The following is an 18156-nucleotide window of genomic DNA, read 5'->3' on the forward strand; positions in this document are numbered from 1 at the left end:
AGGAATAACATGCCGGAGCTGCCAGAGGTGGAAACGGTCAAGCGCACATTGCAAATGCTGGTTAAGGGAAAAACTATCGCTTCCGTCTCTGTAGAGCTGCCGCGGATTATCCGTCTGCCCGGAGAGCCGGAGGAGTTCGCCAGGCTTCTCGAAGGGCAGACCATCCGCGACGTGGAGCGCAGAGGGAAGTTCCTCCGGTTTCTGCTGGATGATCTGGTGCTGGTTTCCCACCTGCGAATGGAGGGGCGATACGGCGTATTTCCTGCCGATGCCCCCCGGGAGCTGCACACCCATGTGCTGTTTCATTTTACCGACGGAACGGATTTGCGCTATAAGGATGTGCGCCAGTTCGGCACCATGCACCTGTTCCGGACCGGGGAGGAATGGACGAACCCGCCGCTGCGCAAGCTGGGGCTGGAGCCTCTGGAGCCGGCGTTTACCCTGGCGGCCTTCACCGCCCGGATTGCGGGCCGGTCCACCAAGATCAAGCCCCTCCTCCTGAATCAGGAGGTGATTGTGGGCATCGGCAATATTTATGCCGACGAAGCCCTTTTTACCGCGGGCATCCATCCGGCGAGACCTGCGAACAGCCTGTCGGCCGCGGAGCTGAAGCGGCTTCACCGGGCCATTGTGGCTACCCTCTCCGAGTCTGTGGAAGCGGGAGGCTCCTCCATCAAATCCTATGTCAACGGGCAGGGCGAAATGGGGATGTTCCAGCACCAGCTGAAGGCCTACGGGCGCAAAAACGAGCCCTGCGGCCAATGCGGCCGGCCTATCGAGAAGACGGTGCTGGCGGGACGGGGCACCCATTATTGCCCCCATTGCCAGCCGGAGGCCACGCGGCGGATGAAAAAGCTGCGCCGGACCGCTGAACGGCCGCACAAGGATTAACTCATCCCGCCGGGGGCGTTCATCCTTAAGCCGCGCACCAGAACCAAGCCTATGCCATAAGATGAGAGTGATCTGCGATATTTACGGATATGCAATCATCTCTTACAGCTTGGGAGGGGTTTATGGTGCCGCAGCTGGTATCCCTGTTGGCGTTGGCATTGGCGGTCAGTTTGGACGGATTCGGAGTAGGAGCCATGTACGGTCTGCGGAAAATCAAAATTCCGGTGATGTCCGTGCTTATTATTGCGGTGATGTCCGGGCTGGTGTTTTTTGCCGCCATGCAGATTGGCGTGGCTGTGACCGCGTATATTCCCGCAGGTGTGGCCAAAACTGCCGGGGCCGTCATTCTTATCGGGCTGGGCTTCTGGGCCATTATCCAGATGAAAAGAAGCGGGGAGGAAGAGAAAGCGGAAGCCTCTCCGGCGTCTGCTGCAGCCGCCGCTTCCGGCGGGAAGCAAGGGGATGGGCAGGAAGCGCGGGTGCTGTCCATTGAGCTGAAGCGGCTCGGTCTGGTGATCCAGATTCTGCGGACCCCTTCGGCTGCGGATATGGACCGTTCCGGCAATATATCGGCGATGGAGGCTGCATGGTTGGGTTTGGCCCTGTCCCTGGACGCCTTCGGAGCGGGGATCGGCGCTGCTTTTATCGGCTATGCGCCGTTGTTGACCTCTGCCGTAATCGCTGTGGCTTCCGGCAGCTTCATTCTCGGCGGGCTGCGCTTCGGATTTATGTATTCCAATGTCCAATGGATCAGAAAATTATCGGTTCTGCCCGGGTGCATCCTAATGCTGATGGGCTTGTTCAGACTGATGTGAGCATACATGCGTTGTATGTTTTTAAGATTCAGAATCAACGGGAGTGCGTATCTATGAATATCGGATTAACCGGAGGCATCGCCTGCGGAAAAAGTACAGTGTCCCGGCTTTTGGCCTCCCGCGGAGCCATTGTCATCGATGCGGATATCCTGGCCCGGGAGGTTGTGGAGCCCGGAGCCCCTGCGCTTTTGGAAGTGGTCCGGACCTTCGGCCAGTCCGTTCTGCACGAGGATGGAACCCTGAACCGCAAGGAGCTGGGAAAGCTGGTGTTTGAGGACGAGGCCAGGCGCAAGCGGCTGGAGGAGCTGCTCCATCCTGCCATCATTCAGCTATTGCAGGAGCGTATGGCGGAGGCGGAGCGCCTTCAGCCGGACAAGCTGGTGGTGGCGGATGTGCCGCTTTTGTATGAAGCGCAGATGGAGGATTTGTTCCAGGAGGTGCTGGTGGTGGCTGCCGACCGGGGGGTTCAATTGGAGCGGCTGATGACCCGCAACGGCCTAAGCCGGGAAGAAGCGGAGCAGCGGATCAATGCCCAGATGCCCATCGAGTGGAAGAAGGAATGGGCAGATACCGTCATTGACAACAGCGGGACGCCGGAGGAAACCGAACGGCAGGTGGAAGCGTTCTGGCGCAAGAAGAGGCTGGCATGAAAAGCCGGCAAAAGAAACGCTGGTTTGCCCTGGTGCTGCTCCTGTTGGTCTTGCTTCTGTTCTACCGCAGCCAATGGCTGGGCCGCCTGATTTATCCCATCCTGTACCGGGAGGAAATTGAGCAGGCCGCCGCGGAAGCGCAGCTGGACCCCCGTCTGATTGCGGCGGTGATCCGGGTGGAAACCAATTACCGGCCAAGCGCGGAATCCGGCAAGGGAGCGGTGGGCATCATGCAGGTTATGCCGCTTACGGCCAAATCCATCCTGCAGGAGCGAAGGTTCGAGGGGCTGACCTTGCAGGAGATGGAACAGCCTGAGGTGAACATCCGTGTAGGTACGGCGTATCTGTCCACGCTGCTGCGCATGTATAATCAGGATCTGGTGAAGGCTCTTGCCTCATATAATGCAGGACCGGGCAATGTCAATGAATGGCTGGAGAATGGAGTCTGGGACGGCCGTCTGGAATCGGCGGATCGGATACCCTTCTGGGAGACAAGCCGTTATGTGCGGATGGTCATGTATTATTACCATAAGTACCAGGAGCTTTACGATTATGCGGAACAGCAACCGGAAGAAGCACCGGAAGCCGCTTCCCTGTAGGGAAAGGCCTCCGGTGCTGCTCCGGGCTTTAAAATAAAGCCTTCATTGCATTATTTTCCGGAAAGAGTTTGTTCGGCGATTTGTACCAGCTTGCGGGTGATGTGGCCACCAATTGCGCCGGTGTCGCGGGTAGCCATGTTGCCATAGTATCCGTCTTGCGGAATGGCGATGCCCAGCTCTTGAGCCACTTCATATTTCATTTGGTCCAGAGCTTGGTTGGCTTGAGGAACTACCAGAGTGTTGCTGCTGCGGGATTGTCCTGCGCCCATGTGTGTTCACCTCCTTGTCGGTTGGTAATGCTATTGTGTGTCGAAGACCCGGGCTTCAATCAAGGAAACCGCTGGAAACTTATCCGGCATATTAAATACTGCAAACAACCGGGAGGGAATGAATCCATGAAATGTCCATATTGCGACTACGCGGGCACCAAGGTGCTGGATTCCCGGGCGGCCAACGAGAATAAGTCCATCCGCCGCCGCAGGGAATGCGAGAAGTGCGGGAAACGGTTCACCACCTTCGAGATGGTGGAGGAAACCCCGCTGATGGTGATCAAAAAAGACGGCAGCCGCGAGGAGTTCAGCCGGGAAAAGGTGATGCGCGGGCTGATCCGGGCCTGTGAAAAACGCCCGGTGTCCGTGGAGCAGCTGGAGGCGCTGGTCTCCGAGGTGGAAAAGCAGCTGCGCACCACTGCCCAGGCGGAGGTAGAGAGCCGGAGTATCGGCGAGCTGGTGATGCAGGAGCTGTATCCGGTGGATGAGGTGGCGTATGTGCGTTTTGCCTCCGTGTACCGGCAGTTCAAGGACATCAACATGTTCATGAAGGAGCTGACCCAGATTCTCATGAAGCAGCCCCAGGACGAGAAGTAAGCTGACGGCGGCCATGAGGCGCCGCGGCGCCAAACCTGCCGCTTCATCGTGTATGGCGGCTTGCTTTCCAAGCCTTGATTGAAGGACTCTCAGCCGGAATGACCAGCGGGAGTCCTTTTTTTGTTAGTCTGGACGGCTGCTGGCCGGCCTGTCTCCAAACAAACGGACACAGGAGCCGTTATTGGGCGGAAAAACGGTGTTTTTTCATCTGAGCGGACTCAGAATAACTCAGAATCCGTTATGCCGGAAAAGAATGGGTTTGGGCGGGGGCGAGAGAAGATAGCGTACCGTGAGTCCGCGAAATCATCAAAAGGCTGTATTTTTGCAAAATAACGGATTCTCTGTCCGCGCATCTCCTCCTGCTGCCGTTTTACCCTGTAGAGGATTTTGCCCCCTGATAATGGAAATGTGAATCTGCCCGGCTTCGGCGGCCAGGATTATAATCGGGTTGTAATCCAATAGAACGTACATGGGAGGTCCGTCCAATGAAAAAAGCCTTAACGCTTGCATTGACCCTCGTGCTTGGGTCCGCCGCGGTGCTGGCCGGCTGCGGGGAAGACAACAACAGTTCTGCGCCATCGTCTGCTGCATCCGGCGCCGCCACAACTGCTGCCACCGCATCGCCCCAGGTGTCCACCGCTCCCAAAGCGGAGCCCTTCACTGTCTCCCTGCGGCATATTCAGATCGGCGAAGCCCAGAAGTTCCGCAAGGCCATTCTTGACGATGTGGTGAAAAAGACCCAGCAGGATGTGCCCGGTCTGACCCTGCAGCTGGACGGCGTGGAGGACCAGGTGAACCGCTTCACCAAGCTTCCCGCGGAGATGGCGGCAGGCAATCCGCCGAAGATTTTTGACCTGTTCGGCGGCGCCGGGGATGCGCTGAAATATGCCAAGGCGGGGCGTCTTCTGGACCTGACCCCCATTCTGAAGGAGCTGGGCATTGACGGGAAGTTCATCAACCTGAACCAGTTCACCCTGGACGGCAAAGTTTACGGCCTGCCCATCGGCGGCAATACGGAAGGCTTTTTCTACAATAAACCTCTGTTTGAGCAAAACGGCATCAAGGTTCCCGCCACCTGGGAGGAGCTGGAATCCGCCGCCGCCAAACTGAAGGAAAAGGGGATCACTCCCTTCGCTATGGGCTCCAAGGGCGCATGGGTGCCCAATATGCTGCTGAACACCCTCATCGGTCGGTACGCCGGGCCCGATGCCATCGAAGGTTTTGCCGCCGGCAAAAAAGCCTGGAATGCTCCCGAGGTGGTGGCTGCATTTTCCAAATATGAGGAATGGGTCAAGAAGGGCTACTTCACCAAAGGCGAGCTGGGTATGGAATACCCGGAAATGCTGAACCAGTTCCTGACTGGCAAAGGCGCCATGATGTTCGACGGCAGCTGGCGCTCCTCAGTGTTCAAGGATCAGGCTCAGGCAGGCGATCTGACCAACAAGGTAGGCTACTTCTCCATGCCGGCGGTGCCGGGAGGAATGGGCGATCAAACCTTCGTCAACGGCAACTATGCCAACGGCTACGGCTTCTCCTCCAACCTGAAGCCCAACGAGCTGACGGCGGTGAAGGCGTTTATCAAGAATATGTACAATGACGAAATGCAGCTCCGCGGCCTCCTGGAGGATGGTGTGCTGCCTTCCATGAAGCTGTCTGCCGACGCTCTGGGCAAGGTGCAGGACCCGCTGGTGAAGCAGGTGATGGATATTGTGAACAAAGCCGGAGGGGCTTTCTCCCACTTCGACTCCACCATCCAGTCCGAGGTGTATAAGGAGACGGAAACGCAAATCCAGAAGCTTATCTCCGGAGGCGCAACCGCCAAGCAAGTGGCCGACAAGCTGGATCAGGTGCAAAAGCAAGCCAATTCCAAATAAAGGACGCTCATCATGAAGCAGACTCTGCGCAATCCGGCTATCTACATCCTGTTGGTGGCTCCGGCATTGATCCTGTATTGCCTGTTCTTTGTTTATCCCATGCTCAGCTCCTCCTTCTATGCCTTCACCGACTGGAACGGGCTGGAGCAATACAGGTTTGTGGGGCTGGGGAACTTCATCAAAGCCTTTGAGGACCCGGATTTCCACAAAGCCATCATCAACAACCTGTACTTTATTCTTTTTTCGGTAGGCTTCCAGGTGCCGCTGATTATTTTCCTGGCGATCCTCATCAGCGGCGTGCGGCGGCTTCAGCGCTTTTATAAAACCACCGTGTTCATTCCGTCCATTCTGTCCACCTCTGTTATCGGGATTCTCTGGGGCTTTATTTATGAGCCGGAAATCGGACCGCTGAACAAGTTTCTTGGCCTCTTCGGCGTGGAGCCGATCTACTGGCTGGCGGAGGGCAAATGGGCCATGCTGGCGGTGCTGATCACCAATGCCTGGCAGTGGGTGGGCTTCTACATCGTTCTGGTGCTGGCGGCGATTCTGGCTATTCCCCGGGAAATTGGCGAGGCTGCCGAGATTGACGGGGCGGACGGCTTCAAGCGGGCATGGTATGTCACTGTGCCTTTGATCCGGCCCATTATCTCTGTGGTGGTGATGCTCTCCATTGCCGGAGCCATGCGGGTAGTGGATATTATCCTGGTTATGACCAAGGGCGGGCCTGTGGGAGCCACGGAAGTGATGGCCTCCTATCTGGTTAACCATGCCATGGGCGTAAATCCCAGCTACGGCTTCGGCACTGCCATTTCCTTGATTATCTTCGCCTTTGCCCTGGTGCTCACGGCTCTGTACCAGTTCACCCTGGGGCGGACCATGGAAGGAGGGGAGGGCTAGTGTCGGCTGCCGGTGTAAAGCTAAAGCGTTTGCTGCCTCATGCGGTATTGCTGCTGTATGTGGCCGTTATCCTGTTTCCCTTTGTGTTTGTGGTTTTCTCTTCTCTCAAAAAAAGCAACATCGAAATCGCCAGCCACCCCTTCGCTTTCCCGACGGAGCTGTACTTCCAGAACTATGTGCAGGCCTGGGTAAAAGCCAAAATCAGCGTTTATTTTTTCAACAGCCTGTATCTGTCCCTGACCTCGGCGGCAACAGGGGTGCTGCTGGCGGCGGCCTGCGCCTTTGCCCTGACCCGGATGAAGCTTCTGCGCCCCAGCCGGGTTCTGTACCAGTTCGTGCTTCTCGGAATGCTTATTCCCGGCAACGTGCTGTTTATCGCCCAGTACATTCTGGTGATGCGGCTGGGGATTCTGGGTACCCACTGGGCCCTGTTCCTGCCGTATACGGCGGGGGCCATTCCCACAAGTGTGCTGCTTATCTCCGCCTTTATGAAGTCGGTTCCCGGTGAGCTGGAGGAGGCCGGGATCATGGATGGATTGAGCTCTTTGGGATTGTTTGCTAGAATTGTATTGCCTATAAGCCTGCCGGTGCTGGTGACGGTGTTCATTGTCAACTTCCTGGGGGTATGGAATGAATATCTGCTGGCCAATTTCTTCATCAGCAAGGATTCCCTGAAGACCCTGCCTACGGGCATGGTGGGGTTCCGGGATTCTTTTCAAACCAATTATGCGCTGATCTGCACGGGAATCGTCTACAGTGTGGTGCCTGTCCTGATCCTCTACGGCTTTCTGCAGGAGAAGATCATTGAAGGCATTACCGCAGGCAGCGTCAAGGGCTGAGTTGGGGAAAAAGACGGCTGGAGAGCAGTCGGACGCCTGGGGCCGGAATGGCAGGGGCGGACTGCGGCAAGGGCAGTTCATACAAAAAAAGGGGCAGGCGGAGCGGGAGGCGTGTACATGACCTTAAGAGGCAAGCTGTTCGGCGCATTTCTCCTGTGCTTCATACTGCCCCTGTCGGTTCTGGGGATTCTCGGGTACCATCTGCTCAGCGGCATTATCGAGGAAAAATATGCCCAGCAGTCGGAGCTGACTCTGCGGGCCTTGAGCCAAAGCGTCAGCTTCAGCTTTATGGAGATGGATAAGGTGACGGACAGCACGGTGGCCAGCGAATCTCTCCAGGATGTGCTGAACAACCGCTCCGACAGCGGCAAGGATATTGACAAAATTGACTATCTGGAGCTGAACAAGGTGCAGCGGAGTTTCCGGGAGCTGCTGGTGAATCATCCTTCCGTCAGCTATGCGTTTATGTATACCTTTGAGAACAGCAGGATCAATCAGATTTTTACCAAAGAATCCTTCTCTGCCATGCCCTTCGGCCACTTCAAGGAGGAGCCGGCGTACCGGGAGGCGATGCGCCGCCAGGGGCTTCCCCTGTGGGTGGGCCCCGGCGAATACCCGGAGGTGACGGGCAACGGCACGGAGTTCACCCAAATCCGGGTGGTGAAGGATATTCTTACTTTGCAGGATAAGGGTATGCTTCTGGTGCAAATGAAAAACTCCGGGCTGGAAACGGTATTCCGCCATTTCCGCTTTAAGGAGGAGCAATACGCCACCCGCTTCCTGATCGTGTCCGGCAGCGGGCTGGTGTTTTTTGACAGCAGCGGCGGAGCGGTGGACGGCAGGCAGTTGAAGGAGCTGACCGAATACCGCCATCTGGAGGGCGGGGAGGCTTATCAGACAGGAAGAGCCCGGTTTGAAAACCAGGACAGTCTCTTGGCCAGCGTGGAGCTGGGGGTGGAGGACTGGCGGCTTATCTCCGTCACCTCGTGGGTATCCCTGTCCCGGGAGGTGATGCTGTATGCCCGGTGGCTGGGGATGCTGCTCTTGGTTTGCGCTTTTTCGGCGGTGCTGTTCTTGTTGTTCTTCACCAACCGGGTGACCCGCCAGGTGATCCAGACGGTAAAGTTCATGCGCATGGTGGAGCGGGGGGACTTGTCGGCCCGGCTTCCGGTGGTGGGATCGGATGAAATGTCGCTTTTGGCAAAAGGCTTCAACAGTCTGGTGTCCCGGGTGGCGGAGCTGCTCCATGAGGTGATGCGCCAGCAGGAGCGCAAGAAGCTGGCGGAGCTTCAGGCGCTGCAGGCCCAGATCAAGCCGCATTTTCTGTTTAATGCGCTGGAGTCCATCAATATATTGGCGGTGCAAAATCAGGGCCGCAAGGTGAGCCAGATGGTGGCGCGGCTGGGGAATCTGCTGCGGATCAGCATCCAGCAGAAGGATGTGATCACTGTGGAGCAGGAGCTTCAGCATCTCACCAGCTATCTGGAGATCCAGAAGTTCCGCTTCGAGGAGCTGTTCGATTACCGGATCGAGGTGCCGGAGGAGCTGCTGCGCTGCACCATGCCGAAGCTGTCTCTCCAGCCTCTGGTGGAGAACAGCATCCAGCACGGCTTCGAGGGCATCGATTATATGGGCAGCATCCGGATCAGGGCGGAGGCGGAGCGGGGCCGGATGGTGTTCTGGGTGGAGGACAACGGCATCGGCATGGAGCCGGGCAAGCTGGCCAAGTTCCAGTACGAAAGCCAGCGGGACACCGCCCATGCGGATCTGCCGGAGACAGGGGAGCGGCGGGGGCTGGGCGTCTGCAATGTGGCGGACCGCATCCGCATCGGCTACGGCCTGCGCTACGGGCTGTTCCTCTCCAGCAGCCCGGGGGCGGGTACTGTGATCAAGCTGGTGCTGCCGCTGGCGGAAGGAGGTGATGGAGGATGAGGCTGAAAGCACTGCTGGTGGATGACGAGGCCAAAATTCTGGAGAATCTGCGCCGGGTGCTGCCTTGGCAGGAGATGGACATGGAAGTGGCCGGGACGGCAAACAATGGCCTTCAGGCTCTGGAGCAGGTCAAGCTCCTTCATCCCGATCTGATTCTCTGCGACATTCGTATGCCGGTTATGGACGGCATCGCCTTTTTGGAAGCCTTGGCCGGAACGGATTGCCGGGCGGAGGTGGTGATGCTTACGGGGTATCAGGATTTTGAATATGCCCGTTCGGTGATCCGGCTGGGGGTGAAGGATTACATCCTGAAGCCCTTCGATTATGACGAGCTGACCCGGGTTATCGGGAAGCTGGCGGAGTCCATCCGGCGGGACCGGATGGAGCGGACCAGCGAGGAGCAGATGCTGGGGCAAGCCATGGAGCTGGCGTATGAGAAGCTTTTGTACGATATGATCATGGACTACGGCGCGGTTATTCCCCACGACATGGTGGGGGATGATCTGGAGGGGCTGGAGCGGGTCCGCTACTTTATGCTGCTGGCGGACATTCACGAATATGCGCGGCAATACCGGCTGGCCTCCGAGCAGAACCGGAAGCTGTGGAATTTTGCCATCCGCAATGTGCTGAAGGATACGCTGGCCATGAGGGGCTGCCGTCATGCCGTATTGCAAACCCGCGAAGGAGAATGGTGCATTCTGGTGGAGCGGCGTTTGGAGGATCTCGGCATCAGTGAGGCGGAGGGCCGCAGGCTGGCGGAGGAATTGCAGGAGAGTGTGCGGACCCATGTGAAAATCGGGCTGGCCTTTGGCATCTGCCTGGCGTCCCTGGGCATGGAGGAGCTGCCCCGGGCATTCCGGTCCTTGCAGCGCAGCGTGCATCTGGCGGAGGAGCAGGATTGCTCCGTGGTGGTATACCGCTTGGGCGAAGGGGGCGAAGCCAGCCGCAGCGCCTTGTGGGAGACTATCGCCGAGCTGGTGTCGGCTTTGAAGATTTGTGACCGTGCCCAGGTCAAAGAGAAGCTGGCCCGGGTGAACCAGCAGTTGGCTGCTTTGTCGGGGCAATCCTTGGCCCATGCGGAAAAGCTGGCTTATTTCATCGTGCTTCATATGCTGCGGGAAATGAGGAGTCTGGATGTCCTGTCTGCCGCCCAGGAGCATGAGATTTGGGCGCTGATGGAGCAGGCAGACCGGGTGAAGGAGCTGCTGGAGGTGGTGGAGCGGATTGTGAACGACAGTCTCTCCACCGCCATGAGCAAAAAATCCGGGGATATGCTGATGCATGCCGCCAAGGACTATATTCACCGCAACCTGTCCCGGGATTTAGGGGTGGATGAGGTGGCGGGGGCGCTCAGTATCAGCTCCAGTTATTTCAGCCTGCTGTTCAAGCAGCAGTTCGGCGTCACCTTCGTGGAATATGTCACCTCGGAGCGGGTGGAGATGGCCAAATCCCTGCTGGTTTTGACGGATAAGAGTGTCACGGAAATCGGCCGGGCAGTGGGCTATTCGGAGCGGCGGTACTTCAACAAGGTGTTCCACAAGCTGACGGGAGAGCTGCCTTCGGAGTTCCGGGAGGCTCGGAAGGCGGAGGGGCAAGAGGGAGCCGGGAGTTTGTCCGGTGAAAGGAAAAAGTGAATAAATATTTATGATGGAATGAGTGGGAGGGAAAGGAATGAAACTGATTCGCCTAAACAACTCCGTCGGACAGGTTCCTAGGGGAAAATGAGCGGGCCGCCCGGACTTGGGAAAAGGATGTGACCGATGATATGAGCAAGACCGATGATGCGAGCAAGACCGATGATGTGGGCAAAGATAACAGGGCTGCGCGTGATCCGGCTCCTGGGGGAGGACTGGAGAGCTGGTCTCTCCGGCAAAAGCTGGGGCAAATGGTCATGTGCGGGTTTGACGGAACCCAGCCTTCCGAGGGGATTCTCCGTTTGATCCGGGACTACCGGGTGGGCGGTATCATCTATTTCCGGCGGAATATCGGTTCGGCTGCAGAGGTGGCGGGGCTTTCCCGGAGGCTGCGGGAGGCAAATCATGCTGCGGGGGGCGCGCCGCTTTGGATTGCCGTGGATCAGGAGGGCGGTATGGTGGCGCGCATTGACCGGGACGTGTCGCCGGTTCCCGGCAATATGGCCTTGGGGGCGGCAGGCGGGGCGGACCTAGCATATGAGGCGGCCCGCATATCCGGCGTTGAGCTGCGGCAGCTGGGGATTAGCCTGAACTTTGCCCCTTGTGTGGATGTGAATAATAATCCGGCCAACCCGGTGGTGGGGGTCCGGTCTTTTGGCGAGGACCCGGAGCTGGTGGCTGTTTTGGGAGCGGCTGCGATACGGGGATATCAGGAGACGGGCGTAAGCGCTTGCGCGAAGCACTTCCCCGGCCATGGCGATACCGCGGCGGATTCCCATCATGAGCTGCCGCTGGTGCCCCATAGCAGGGAACGGCTGGAGCAGGTGGAGCTGCCGCCTTTCCGCCAGGCGATTCTGGCCGGGGTGGACGCCATTATGACTGCCCACGTGCAGTTTCCCGCCTGCGATCCCAGCGGGGTGCCGGCGACTCTTTCACCTTCTATTCTGGGAGGGCTGCTGCGGCGGGAGTTGGGGTATGAGGGCGTTATTGTCACCGACTGCCTGGAGATGAATGCCATTTCCCAGACTGTGGGGGTAGGCCGGGGAGCTGTGCTGGCCGTGGCAGCAGGCGCAGATATGGTGCTGGTTAGCCACCGGGAGGACCGGCAGATAGAAGCGCTGGAGGCGCTGTACAGCGCAGCCGAGAGCGGCGAGCTGCCTATGGCGCGGATTGACGAAGCGGTGGCGCGCATTTTGCGGGCCAAAGCGCGGCGGGAGGAAGTGTGGCGGCGGCTTGTGGAAACGGGAGATGTGCGTCCGGCAGGCGACCCGGCGCATGGTCGGTGGGTGGAGGAAACGGCCCGGCGCTGCGTCACTCTGGTTAAGGCGGAAGCGGGGACTCTGCCGCTGCGGCAGGAAGCGCCCACCCTGGTAATCTGGCCGGAGGTGCGGCGGAGCAGCGAGGTGGATGAAATCATGCCCCAGGAGCTGACCCTGGGGAAGGCGCTGGCCGCCTACGTGGCAGATGTGCGGGAATTGGTGATCGGTACGGAGCCAACGGCGGCGGAGCGGGAGGCAGTGCTGGTGGCGGCGCGGGCAGGCCGCCTGCAGATTGTGGCGGGCGTGTATAACGCCGCCTTTTTCCCGGGGCAAGCCCGCCTGGTGCGGGAGCTGGCGGGTTTGCCCGGTGCCAGGGTCACGGCTGTGGCCCTGCGCAATCCCTATGACCTGCGGGTTTTGCCGCAGGTCCATGCTTATGCGGCCTGCTACGAGAGCAGGCCGCCTATGCTGTTGGCCGCCGCCGGAGTGCTGGCGGGCAAGCTGGCGCCGCAGGGCAGGCTGCCCGTCACCCTGTCAGCGGAGTACCCGGCCGGGTGGGGCCTGGGTGGCGTGGCTGGCGAATTTTAATCGAGATGCCTGTTGTGTATTAGGGCGCGGCGTTCACTGCTTTTTTAACGGCGGTGAGCGTCGCTATTTCGGGAAAAATAGCCCGTTCAAAAATGTAACGGAAGCAGCAGCCTTTATTTGCCCCAATTGAAGCCGCAAACCGGAAAAAGGGGTCAAATAACGGCACTGGCCGCCGTTAGAATGACAAAGGCAGTCATATTACAGAAATAGAGGCTGTAGCCGCCGTTAGAAATAAAAGGGAGGGTTCGCGCAGGCTAGGTTAGGCTGCCTGAATAGCGGAAAGCCTCTTGCTGCTGTGGAGCAAGTCTTTTGATGTGTTTTCTGCTCCCTCCTAAGGTAGCGAAAACCAACAAAAATCCCTCTTGCGTTTTGCAAAAAGCCTATGTATAATTAGTTCTTGTCCGGCAGAATACCGGAAGTTACGGGGCCTTAGCTCAGCTGGGAGTCCGGCGTGGCATGTTACACTGCCCCAAAAAATTGAATACCAGCGCAAGTTTTAGGGATGGGGAATTAGCTCAGCTGGGAGTCCGGCATGGTCGGTTACACTGCCCCAAGAATTGAATACCAGCATAAGTTTGAGGGATGGGGAATTAGCTCAGCTGGGAGAGCGCATCGCTGGCAGCGATGAGGTCAGGGGTTCGAGCCCCCTATTCTCCACCAACACCACACACAAACGGCAGAGATGCCGTTTTTTTGTTTCGAGTTTGTTTTATGTGGAATCCTTAATATTGAGTCAGTACTGCTCGTCGATTAGCAAAAGCCCGATTTCATTCGATCTGGGCTTTTATGTCTTTAATTCCTTTGGGAAGCGACTCCACTTGAAAAGTAGTAATTGTGTGAATCGATAAGTTCATAGGACGGAACAAAACACACGTTCTGTTTTTCTCTTTACTTGATAAATAATTTGTAATATACTGAAAATAGCACTCGATCAACTAAAGTGCTAACAGGCATTTATGTACAGGAGGGGGATTTGTGGCAAAGGCTAAAAGAAATGGACAAGTAAAAGAAGTTACCAGATATATAAAAAGAGAAGTTGAACGAGAACTGTGGGCAAGAGCCGCAGGAAGATGCGAGTTTGAAGGTTGCAACATTTTATTATTCAAATCACCAGTCACTCAAGAGCGAGTAAATATTTCTGAAAAAGCACATATTTATTCCTTTTCCGAGAAAGGTCCAAGAGGATGGGGACCATTTACAAACAATCCCAAGGATTTAAACAATATAGATAATTTAATGCTTATGTGTCATGGTTGTCACACGACCATTGATCAAGATGAAAATGGGCAAAAGTATTCGGCAAACCTGCTTTTGCAATGGAAACAAAATCATGAATCCAGAGTTTCTATTGTTACAGGAATTGCTTCTGACAAAAAGTCACATGTCGTTTTATATGGCAGTAATATTGGTGAGCAAAGATCAGTTATTCAAAAAGCTGAAGCAATTGATGCTATGTTTCCCAAACGCTATCCCGCCGAGGAAAGACCTATAAGTATGTCGATGGCTTGTTCACACCAAGATAAATCCCCAGAGTTTTGGGTCACTGAATGCAATCATTTAGAAACGATGTTTAATAAAGAGATTACTAGACGAATTGAAGATGAACCCACTTCAGCTCATTTTTCAGTGTTTGCTCTTGCCCCAATGCCTTTACTTATTAAACTAGGGACTTTGTTTACAGATAAAGCTGACGTAGATGTTTATCAGCCAATTAGGGAACCTAAGACATGGAAGTGGCAGGAATATCCTGAAGGGTTTGAATTTATTATTAAAGAGCCAGAATCTTTCGATCATCCACCTGTACTCGTTATCTCTCTTACAGATAAAATTTCATATGAAAGAGTTCATAGGGTAATCGGAAAAGATGTTTGTATTTGGGAATTGACTGTAGCTGACCAATACTTAGGTAATGACAACACTCGTTCGGAAGCACAGTTATCTTTAATGAGAACTGCAATACGGAAGCTTATGGTGAAGATAAAGGATAAGCATGGTTTTGGAACACCGCTAAGTATCTTCCCTACTATGGCTGTTTCGTTATCGATTGAGATGGGAAGAGCGAGGATGCCGAAAGCAGATATGCCGTGGGTCATTTATGATCAAAATAATGATGTTGGATCTTTTATTAAAGCACTGGAAATCGGAGGGATATGACTTGGCCACAAGAGAGCAAAAAGAATTTATTTTAAAAGAAATGATAGAAGCACTGGATTTGCCCGAATCTGCAATTGATAAAGCAGTCAAACGATACCAAGACTTAGGTGAATGGTTTGATCGAGACGAATCTTCATTAAAGGACAATAAGGTACATATTTTCCCTCAAGGATCGTTTATGTTAGGAACAACAATAAGACCGATTAATGAAGAAGAGGAGTATGATCTGGATTTAGCATGTAAACTTAGGTCTGGGGTTACAAAACTTTCCCATTCTCAGGAGTCACTGAAAGAACTTATTGGTCAAGAACTGGAATATTACAGAAAAGCCCGTAATATTAAGGAAGAGCTTGTTTCTAAACATCGTTGTTGGAGATTGGAATACCAAGATGATATCAGTTTTCACATGGACATTGTGCCATGTATCCCAGAAGAAGAGGCTAAGCAGAAAATTCTTTTGGAATCGATGGTGAACTCCGGGCTTGATCAAACGGTAGCACAACATGCATCACAGTTTTCTGTAGCAATAACCGATGATAGGCATAAAAGTTACAATAAAGTATGCGATGACTGGAATATTAGCAATCCAGAGGGATATGGAAAATGGTTTGAAAATCGTATGAAAAGCACTAATGAGCAAATACTCATGGAGAAAGCACAAGTAGACCAGGTTCCTGTTCATACTCGCAAAACGCCACTTCAGCGTTGCATTCAAATACTGAAGAGGCATCGTGATATAATGTTTGGTGAAAACGAATCCAAGCCCATTTCCATTATAATTACTACTCTTGCAGCAAGGGCGTATAATGGTGAAGAAGATTTGGTGTCAGCACTTACTAATATTTTAGCAACGATGGCAAAGCATATTAATACGAATACGCCTAGAGTACCCAATCCTGTGAATCCTGCTGAAGATTTTGCTGATCGCTGGAGTATGCCGGAATGTCGTCATTTAAATCTAGAACAGAATTTCAAAAACTGGCTCTATCAAGCTCAGAGTGACTTGGCAAATATAACTTCTACAAGTGACACAACTTTTATTACGGAACAAGCTCAATTAAAATTCGGCCTTAAAGTTAGTGCAGATAAATTGGCAAAAGGTATGGGGGTAAACAAGGAATTAATGGCAACAGTTACTTCAAAGCAACATATAATCAACGATCCTCCAAAACCTTGGACAAATGGTATATAGGAGTCTATGTTTATGCTTCAGAATGGTATTTTAGATTTTCTAAAGGATTACCCTGGAATGACAATAGCACCATCGAGAGAGAATGACACTATTCTGAAAGGATTATTCAAATTTAAAGCAAAAGTCGAGGGGCTGCCAGAGATTGAGGATTCTTATAGTCTATCAATTAGGATTCCATCGAAATTCCCCTTCCATATACCAATAGTGGAGGAAGATGGCGGTAAAATACCTAGAGATCATAATTACCATATTAATCCAGACAATACATTGTGTCTCGGCTCCCCCCTTCGGCTTTTCAAAAAGTTAAGTAGGAATCCGACTATTAACGTATTTGCAGAAGAATGTCTTGTTCCTTATTTGTATGCTGTTTCATATAAGCTTCAAAACGGTGGAAGCTTTATATTCGGCGAGCTTGCTCATGGTCAGAAGGGAATAATCTATGATTATACGCAGCTTTTAGGGCTAACGACTCGGGATCAGGTCATATATGCCCTAAGATTGCTAGGAGTAAACAAGCGACTAGCAAATAAACAAGCGTGTCCCTGCAAGTGCGGAAAGAGATTGGGTGCATGCAATTTCCGCAAAGTACTTAATCAATATAGGCAAATTGCCCCCTCGTCGTACTATAGAGAGCAATTGCAGAATATCAAGGGATATTAAAATTCATTAGTAGACATCAATTAGTATTACAACTGTTGCATTTACAGCTTCCTGCGCTGTAGATGCTTTTTTTATGCAAATTAAGCAACTAAAACGATGATAATACCTTTGAAATAACGCCAGAAGAGAGGTGAAATACAATAAACTTCGGGAAGCTAACAACAAACTTCTAAGGTCCAAGCAAATCCACCTGTACCAACTCGATATCGATCCCCCCACCGAGCAGCACTTGCTCTCCCTTACCCAGCGTCACCTGAAGCTGGCAGTCGAACACGGTCATCGTTAGATGACCCTCGACCGCCGCGTCGAGATCAGCAAGGAAATCGAAGTTATTCGAGCCGAGCACGATTCTATAATCGTCAACTTGAGCCAGCAGCAAGAATTACAGGTAGCGCTATGAACAAATCGACCAACTCGCACGATTCTAACCGCTCCGCCGGGGCACAGCGCTGCGCAGAGCACCGGACCTTGCCTTACAACAACTCCCCCAGGAACATTTTCCTGACGGCTTCAGGCGGTCTGGGAACGCTTTTACTTTAAAGCGTGTCGCCGCGCCATTATTTACTTGCAAACCATAGCCGAACCAAGGTAACATGCCAGAAACGCGAAGAAGGGTGGGGTATGGATGGCGCGGCAGCATTGGCCGGATTGGATGAATCCTGCATTTGAGGAACGCTTTTTTGAACGGGCTAGGGAGGTTTCAAATATGGAGGAGTTGAAGGAACCTACCCATCAGCAACAAGAAATAACAGCCAGGCTTAGGAAGCAACTTATCCCGGAGCAGGTCGAACTGATGCTTAAATGGGAAGAAAACATTAACTATCGCTGTACGTTAGAAAAGGAGTGGCTGTATTACGCGGGACTTAAGGATGGTCTTCATATTTGGAAGCGCCTGTTAAACAGTATGGCGGACTAAACATGGAGGAAAGCAGGAGCCGCGGCTTCTGCTTTCTCCAAAGCATTACGAAATACAATCAACAGGATATTACTCATCTAATGATTCTTGGTCGGATACAAGCTTATCATACTCTTCTGCAACCCTGCGGAAGAAGACGGCTGGCTTGATACCGAGACCATTACATAAGTCGAAAATCTTGCTCACTGATGGCTCGTGCTTCCCGCTCTCCACCATAGAGATAAATGAGCGATCTAAATTACAACGGTAAGCAATCTCTTCTTGACTGATTTTTGGAGTTTGTCTATTTCGTTCTGCTTGAAGGATTCTGCCGATGATTTTTGGAATGAGTTCTTTGGATTGACGCATGAAAAAACCTCTTTTAGAAACTATTACATCATGGTATGATAA

The 18156-nt window shown here is 53.7% G+C and carries 18 protein-coding genes and 1 tRNA gene; 16 read left to right on the top strand and 3 right to left on the bottom strand.

Annotated elements, in window-relative coordinates; genetic code table 11:
* Positions 1–9: 9 nt before the first annotated feature.
* The 4 genes from mutM (at position 10) to DQG13_RS01855 (ending at position 2955) form a co-directional block, all read left to right on the top strand.
* Entirely contained in the window at positions 10–891 is an 882-nt protein-coding gene (mutM, locus tag DQG13_RS01840; protein WP_113017642.1) for a DNA-formamidopyrimidine glycosylase, read from the top strand.
* Between the two features lie 122 nt (positions 892–1013).
* Complete coding sequence (gene ytaF / locus DQG13_RS01845) at positions 1014–1706, top strand: sporulation membrane protein YtaF (RefSeq protein ID WP_113017643.1); 693 nt, start codon at positions 1014–1016, stop codon at positions 1704–1706.
* Positions 1707–1759: 53 nt separating this feature from the next.
* A complete protein-coding gene (gene coaE / locus DQG13_RS01850; protein WP_113017644.1) occupies positions 1760–2356 on the top strand; it encodes a dephospho-CoA kinase in 597 nt (198 codons plus the stop codon).
* The gene (locus DQG13_RS01855) at positions 2353–2955 is read left to right on the top strand and encodes a lytic transglycosylase domain-containing protein (RefSeq protein ID WP_113017645.1); all 603 of its coding nucleotides are present in this window, start codon (positions 2353–2355) and stop codon (positions 2953–2955) included. Before coaE ends, DQG13_RS01855 begins: the two co-directional genes overlap by 4 nt.
* A 50-nt stretch (positions 2956–3005) precedes the next feature.
* On the opposite strand, the gene DQG13_RS01860 is transcribed toward DQG13_RS01855, so the two are convergent.
* Positions 3006–3224 carry an alpha/beta-type small acid-soluble spore protein gene (locus DQG13_RS01860; RefSeq protein WP_113017646.1) on the bottom strand — a complete coding sequence of 73 codons (219 nt, stop codon included), beginning with the start codon at positions 3222–3224 and terminating at the stop codon, positions 3006–3008.
* Between the two features lie 126 nt (positions 3225–3350).
* On the opposite strand from DQG13_RS01860, the gene nrdR reads away from it, so the two are divergent.
* From nrdR to DQG13_RS01915, 11 genes are all read left to right on the top strand, one after another.
* A complete protein-coding gene (nrdR, locus tag DQG13_RS01865) occupies positions 3351–3821 on the top strand; it encodes a transcriptional regulator NrdR (RefSeq protein WP_113017647.1) in 471 nt (156 codons plus the stop codon).
* Positions 3822–4306: 485 nt separating this feature from the next.
* A complete protein-coding gene (locus tag DQG13_RS01870) occupies positions 4307–5695 on the top strand; it encodes an extracellular solute-binding protein (protein WP_113017648.1) in 1389 nt (462 codons plus the stop codon).
* A 12-nt stretch (positions 5696–5707) separates the two neighbouring features.
* The gene (locus tag DQG13_RS01875; RefSeq protein WP_113017649.1) at positions 5708–6592 is read left to right on the top strand and encodes a carbohydrate ABC transporter permease; all 885 of its coding nucleotides are present in this window, start codon (positions 5708–5710) and stop codon (positions 6590–6592) included.
* Positions 6592–7431, top strand: a complete 840-nt coding sequence (locus DQG13_RS01880) for a carbohydrate ABC transporter permease (RefSeq protein ID WP_113017650.1) — start codon at positions 6592–6594, stop codon at positions 7429–7431. The genes DQG13_RS01875 and DQG13_RS01880 overlap by 1 nt, the downstream gene beginning before the upstream one ends.
* A gap of 117 nt (positions 7432–7548) precedes the next feature.
* Positions 7549–9363 (top strand): cache domain-containing sensor histidine kinase, encoded by a 1815-nt coding sequence (locus DQG13_RS01885; protein ID WP_113017651.1) that lies wholly within the window; start codon positions 7549–7551, stop codon positions 9361–9363.
* Positions 9360–10997, top strand: a complete 1638-nt coding sequence (locus DQG13_RS01890; protein ID WP_113017652.1) for a response regulator — start codon at positions 9360–9362, stop codon at positions 10995–10997. The genes DQG13_RS01885 and DQG13_RS01890 overlap by 4 nt, the downstream gene beginning before the upstream one ends.
* Positions 10998–11128: 131 nt before the next feature.
* A complete protein-coding gene (nagZ, locus tag DQG13_RS01895) occupies positions 11129–12844 on the top strand; it encodes a beta-N-acetylhexosaminidase (protein ID WP_113017653.1) in 1716 nt (571 codons plus the stop codon).
* Positions 12845–13428: 584 nt separating this feature from the next.
* Positions 13429–13504, top strand: a tRNA-Ala gene (locus DQG13_RS01900).
* Positions 13505–13819: 315 nt separating this feature from the next.
* On the top strand, positions 13820–14998 hold the full coding sequence (locus DQG13_RS01905) for an SAVED domain-containing protein (protein ID WP_113017654.1): 1179 nt from the start codon (positions 13820–13822) through the stop codon (positions 14996–14998).
* A 1-nt stretch (position 14999) separates the two neighbouring features.
* Positions 15000–16190 (top strand): nucleotidyltransferase domain-containing protein, encoded by a 1191-nt coding sequence (locus tag DQG13_RS01910; protein WP_220094314.1) that lies wholly within the window; start codon positions 15000–15002, stop codon positions 16188–16190.
* Positions 16191–16202: 12 nt separating this feature from the next.
* Positions 16203–16850, top strand: coding sequence for a hypothetical protein (locus DQG13_RS01915; protein WP_113017655.1), 648 nt, complete (start codon positions 16203–16205; stop codon positions 16848–16850).
* Between the two features lie 169 nt (positions 16851–17019).
* On the opposite strand, the gene DQG13_RS01920 is transcribed toward DQG13_RS01915, so the two are convergent.
* A complete protein-coding gene (locus tag DQG13_RS01920) occupies positions 17020–17229 on the bottom strand; it encodes a hypothetical protein (RefSeq protein WP_113017656.1) in 210 nt (69 codons plus the stop codon).
* Positions 17230–17475: 246 nt separating this feature from the next.
* Between DQG13_RS01920 and DQG13_RS01925 the strand changes: the two genes are divergently transcribed.
* Positions 17476–17766 (top strand): hypothetical protein, encoded by a 291-nt coding sequence (locus DQG13_RS01925; RefSeq protein ID WP_146767080.1) that lies wholly within the window; start codon positions 17476–17478, stop codon positions 17764–17766.
* A 69-nt stretch (positions 17767–17835) separates the two neighbouring features.
* On the opposite strand, the gene DQG13_RS01930 is transcribed toward DQG13_RS01925, so the two are convergent.
* Positions 17836–18114 carry a helix-turn-helix domain-containing protein gene (locus DQG13_RS01930; protein ID WP_113017658.1) on the bottom strand — a complete coding sequence of 93 codons (279 nt, stop codon included), beginning with the start codon at positions 18112–18114 and terminating at the stop codon, positions 17836–17838.
* Positions 18115–18156: the final 42 nt, after the last annotated feature.

The organism is Paenibacillus sp. YN15 (assembly GCF_003285005.1).
GTDB lineage: Bacteria > Bacillota > Bacilli > Paenibacillales > NBRC-103111 > Paenibacillus_AR.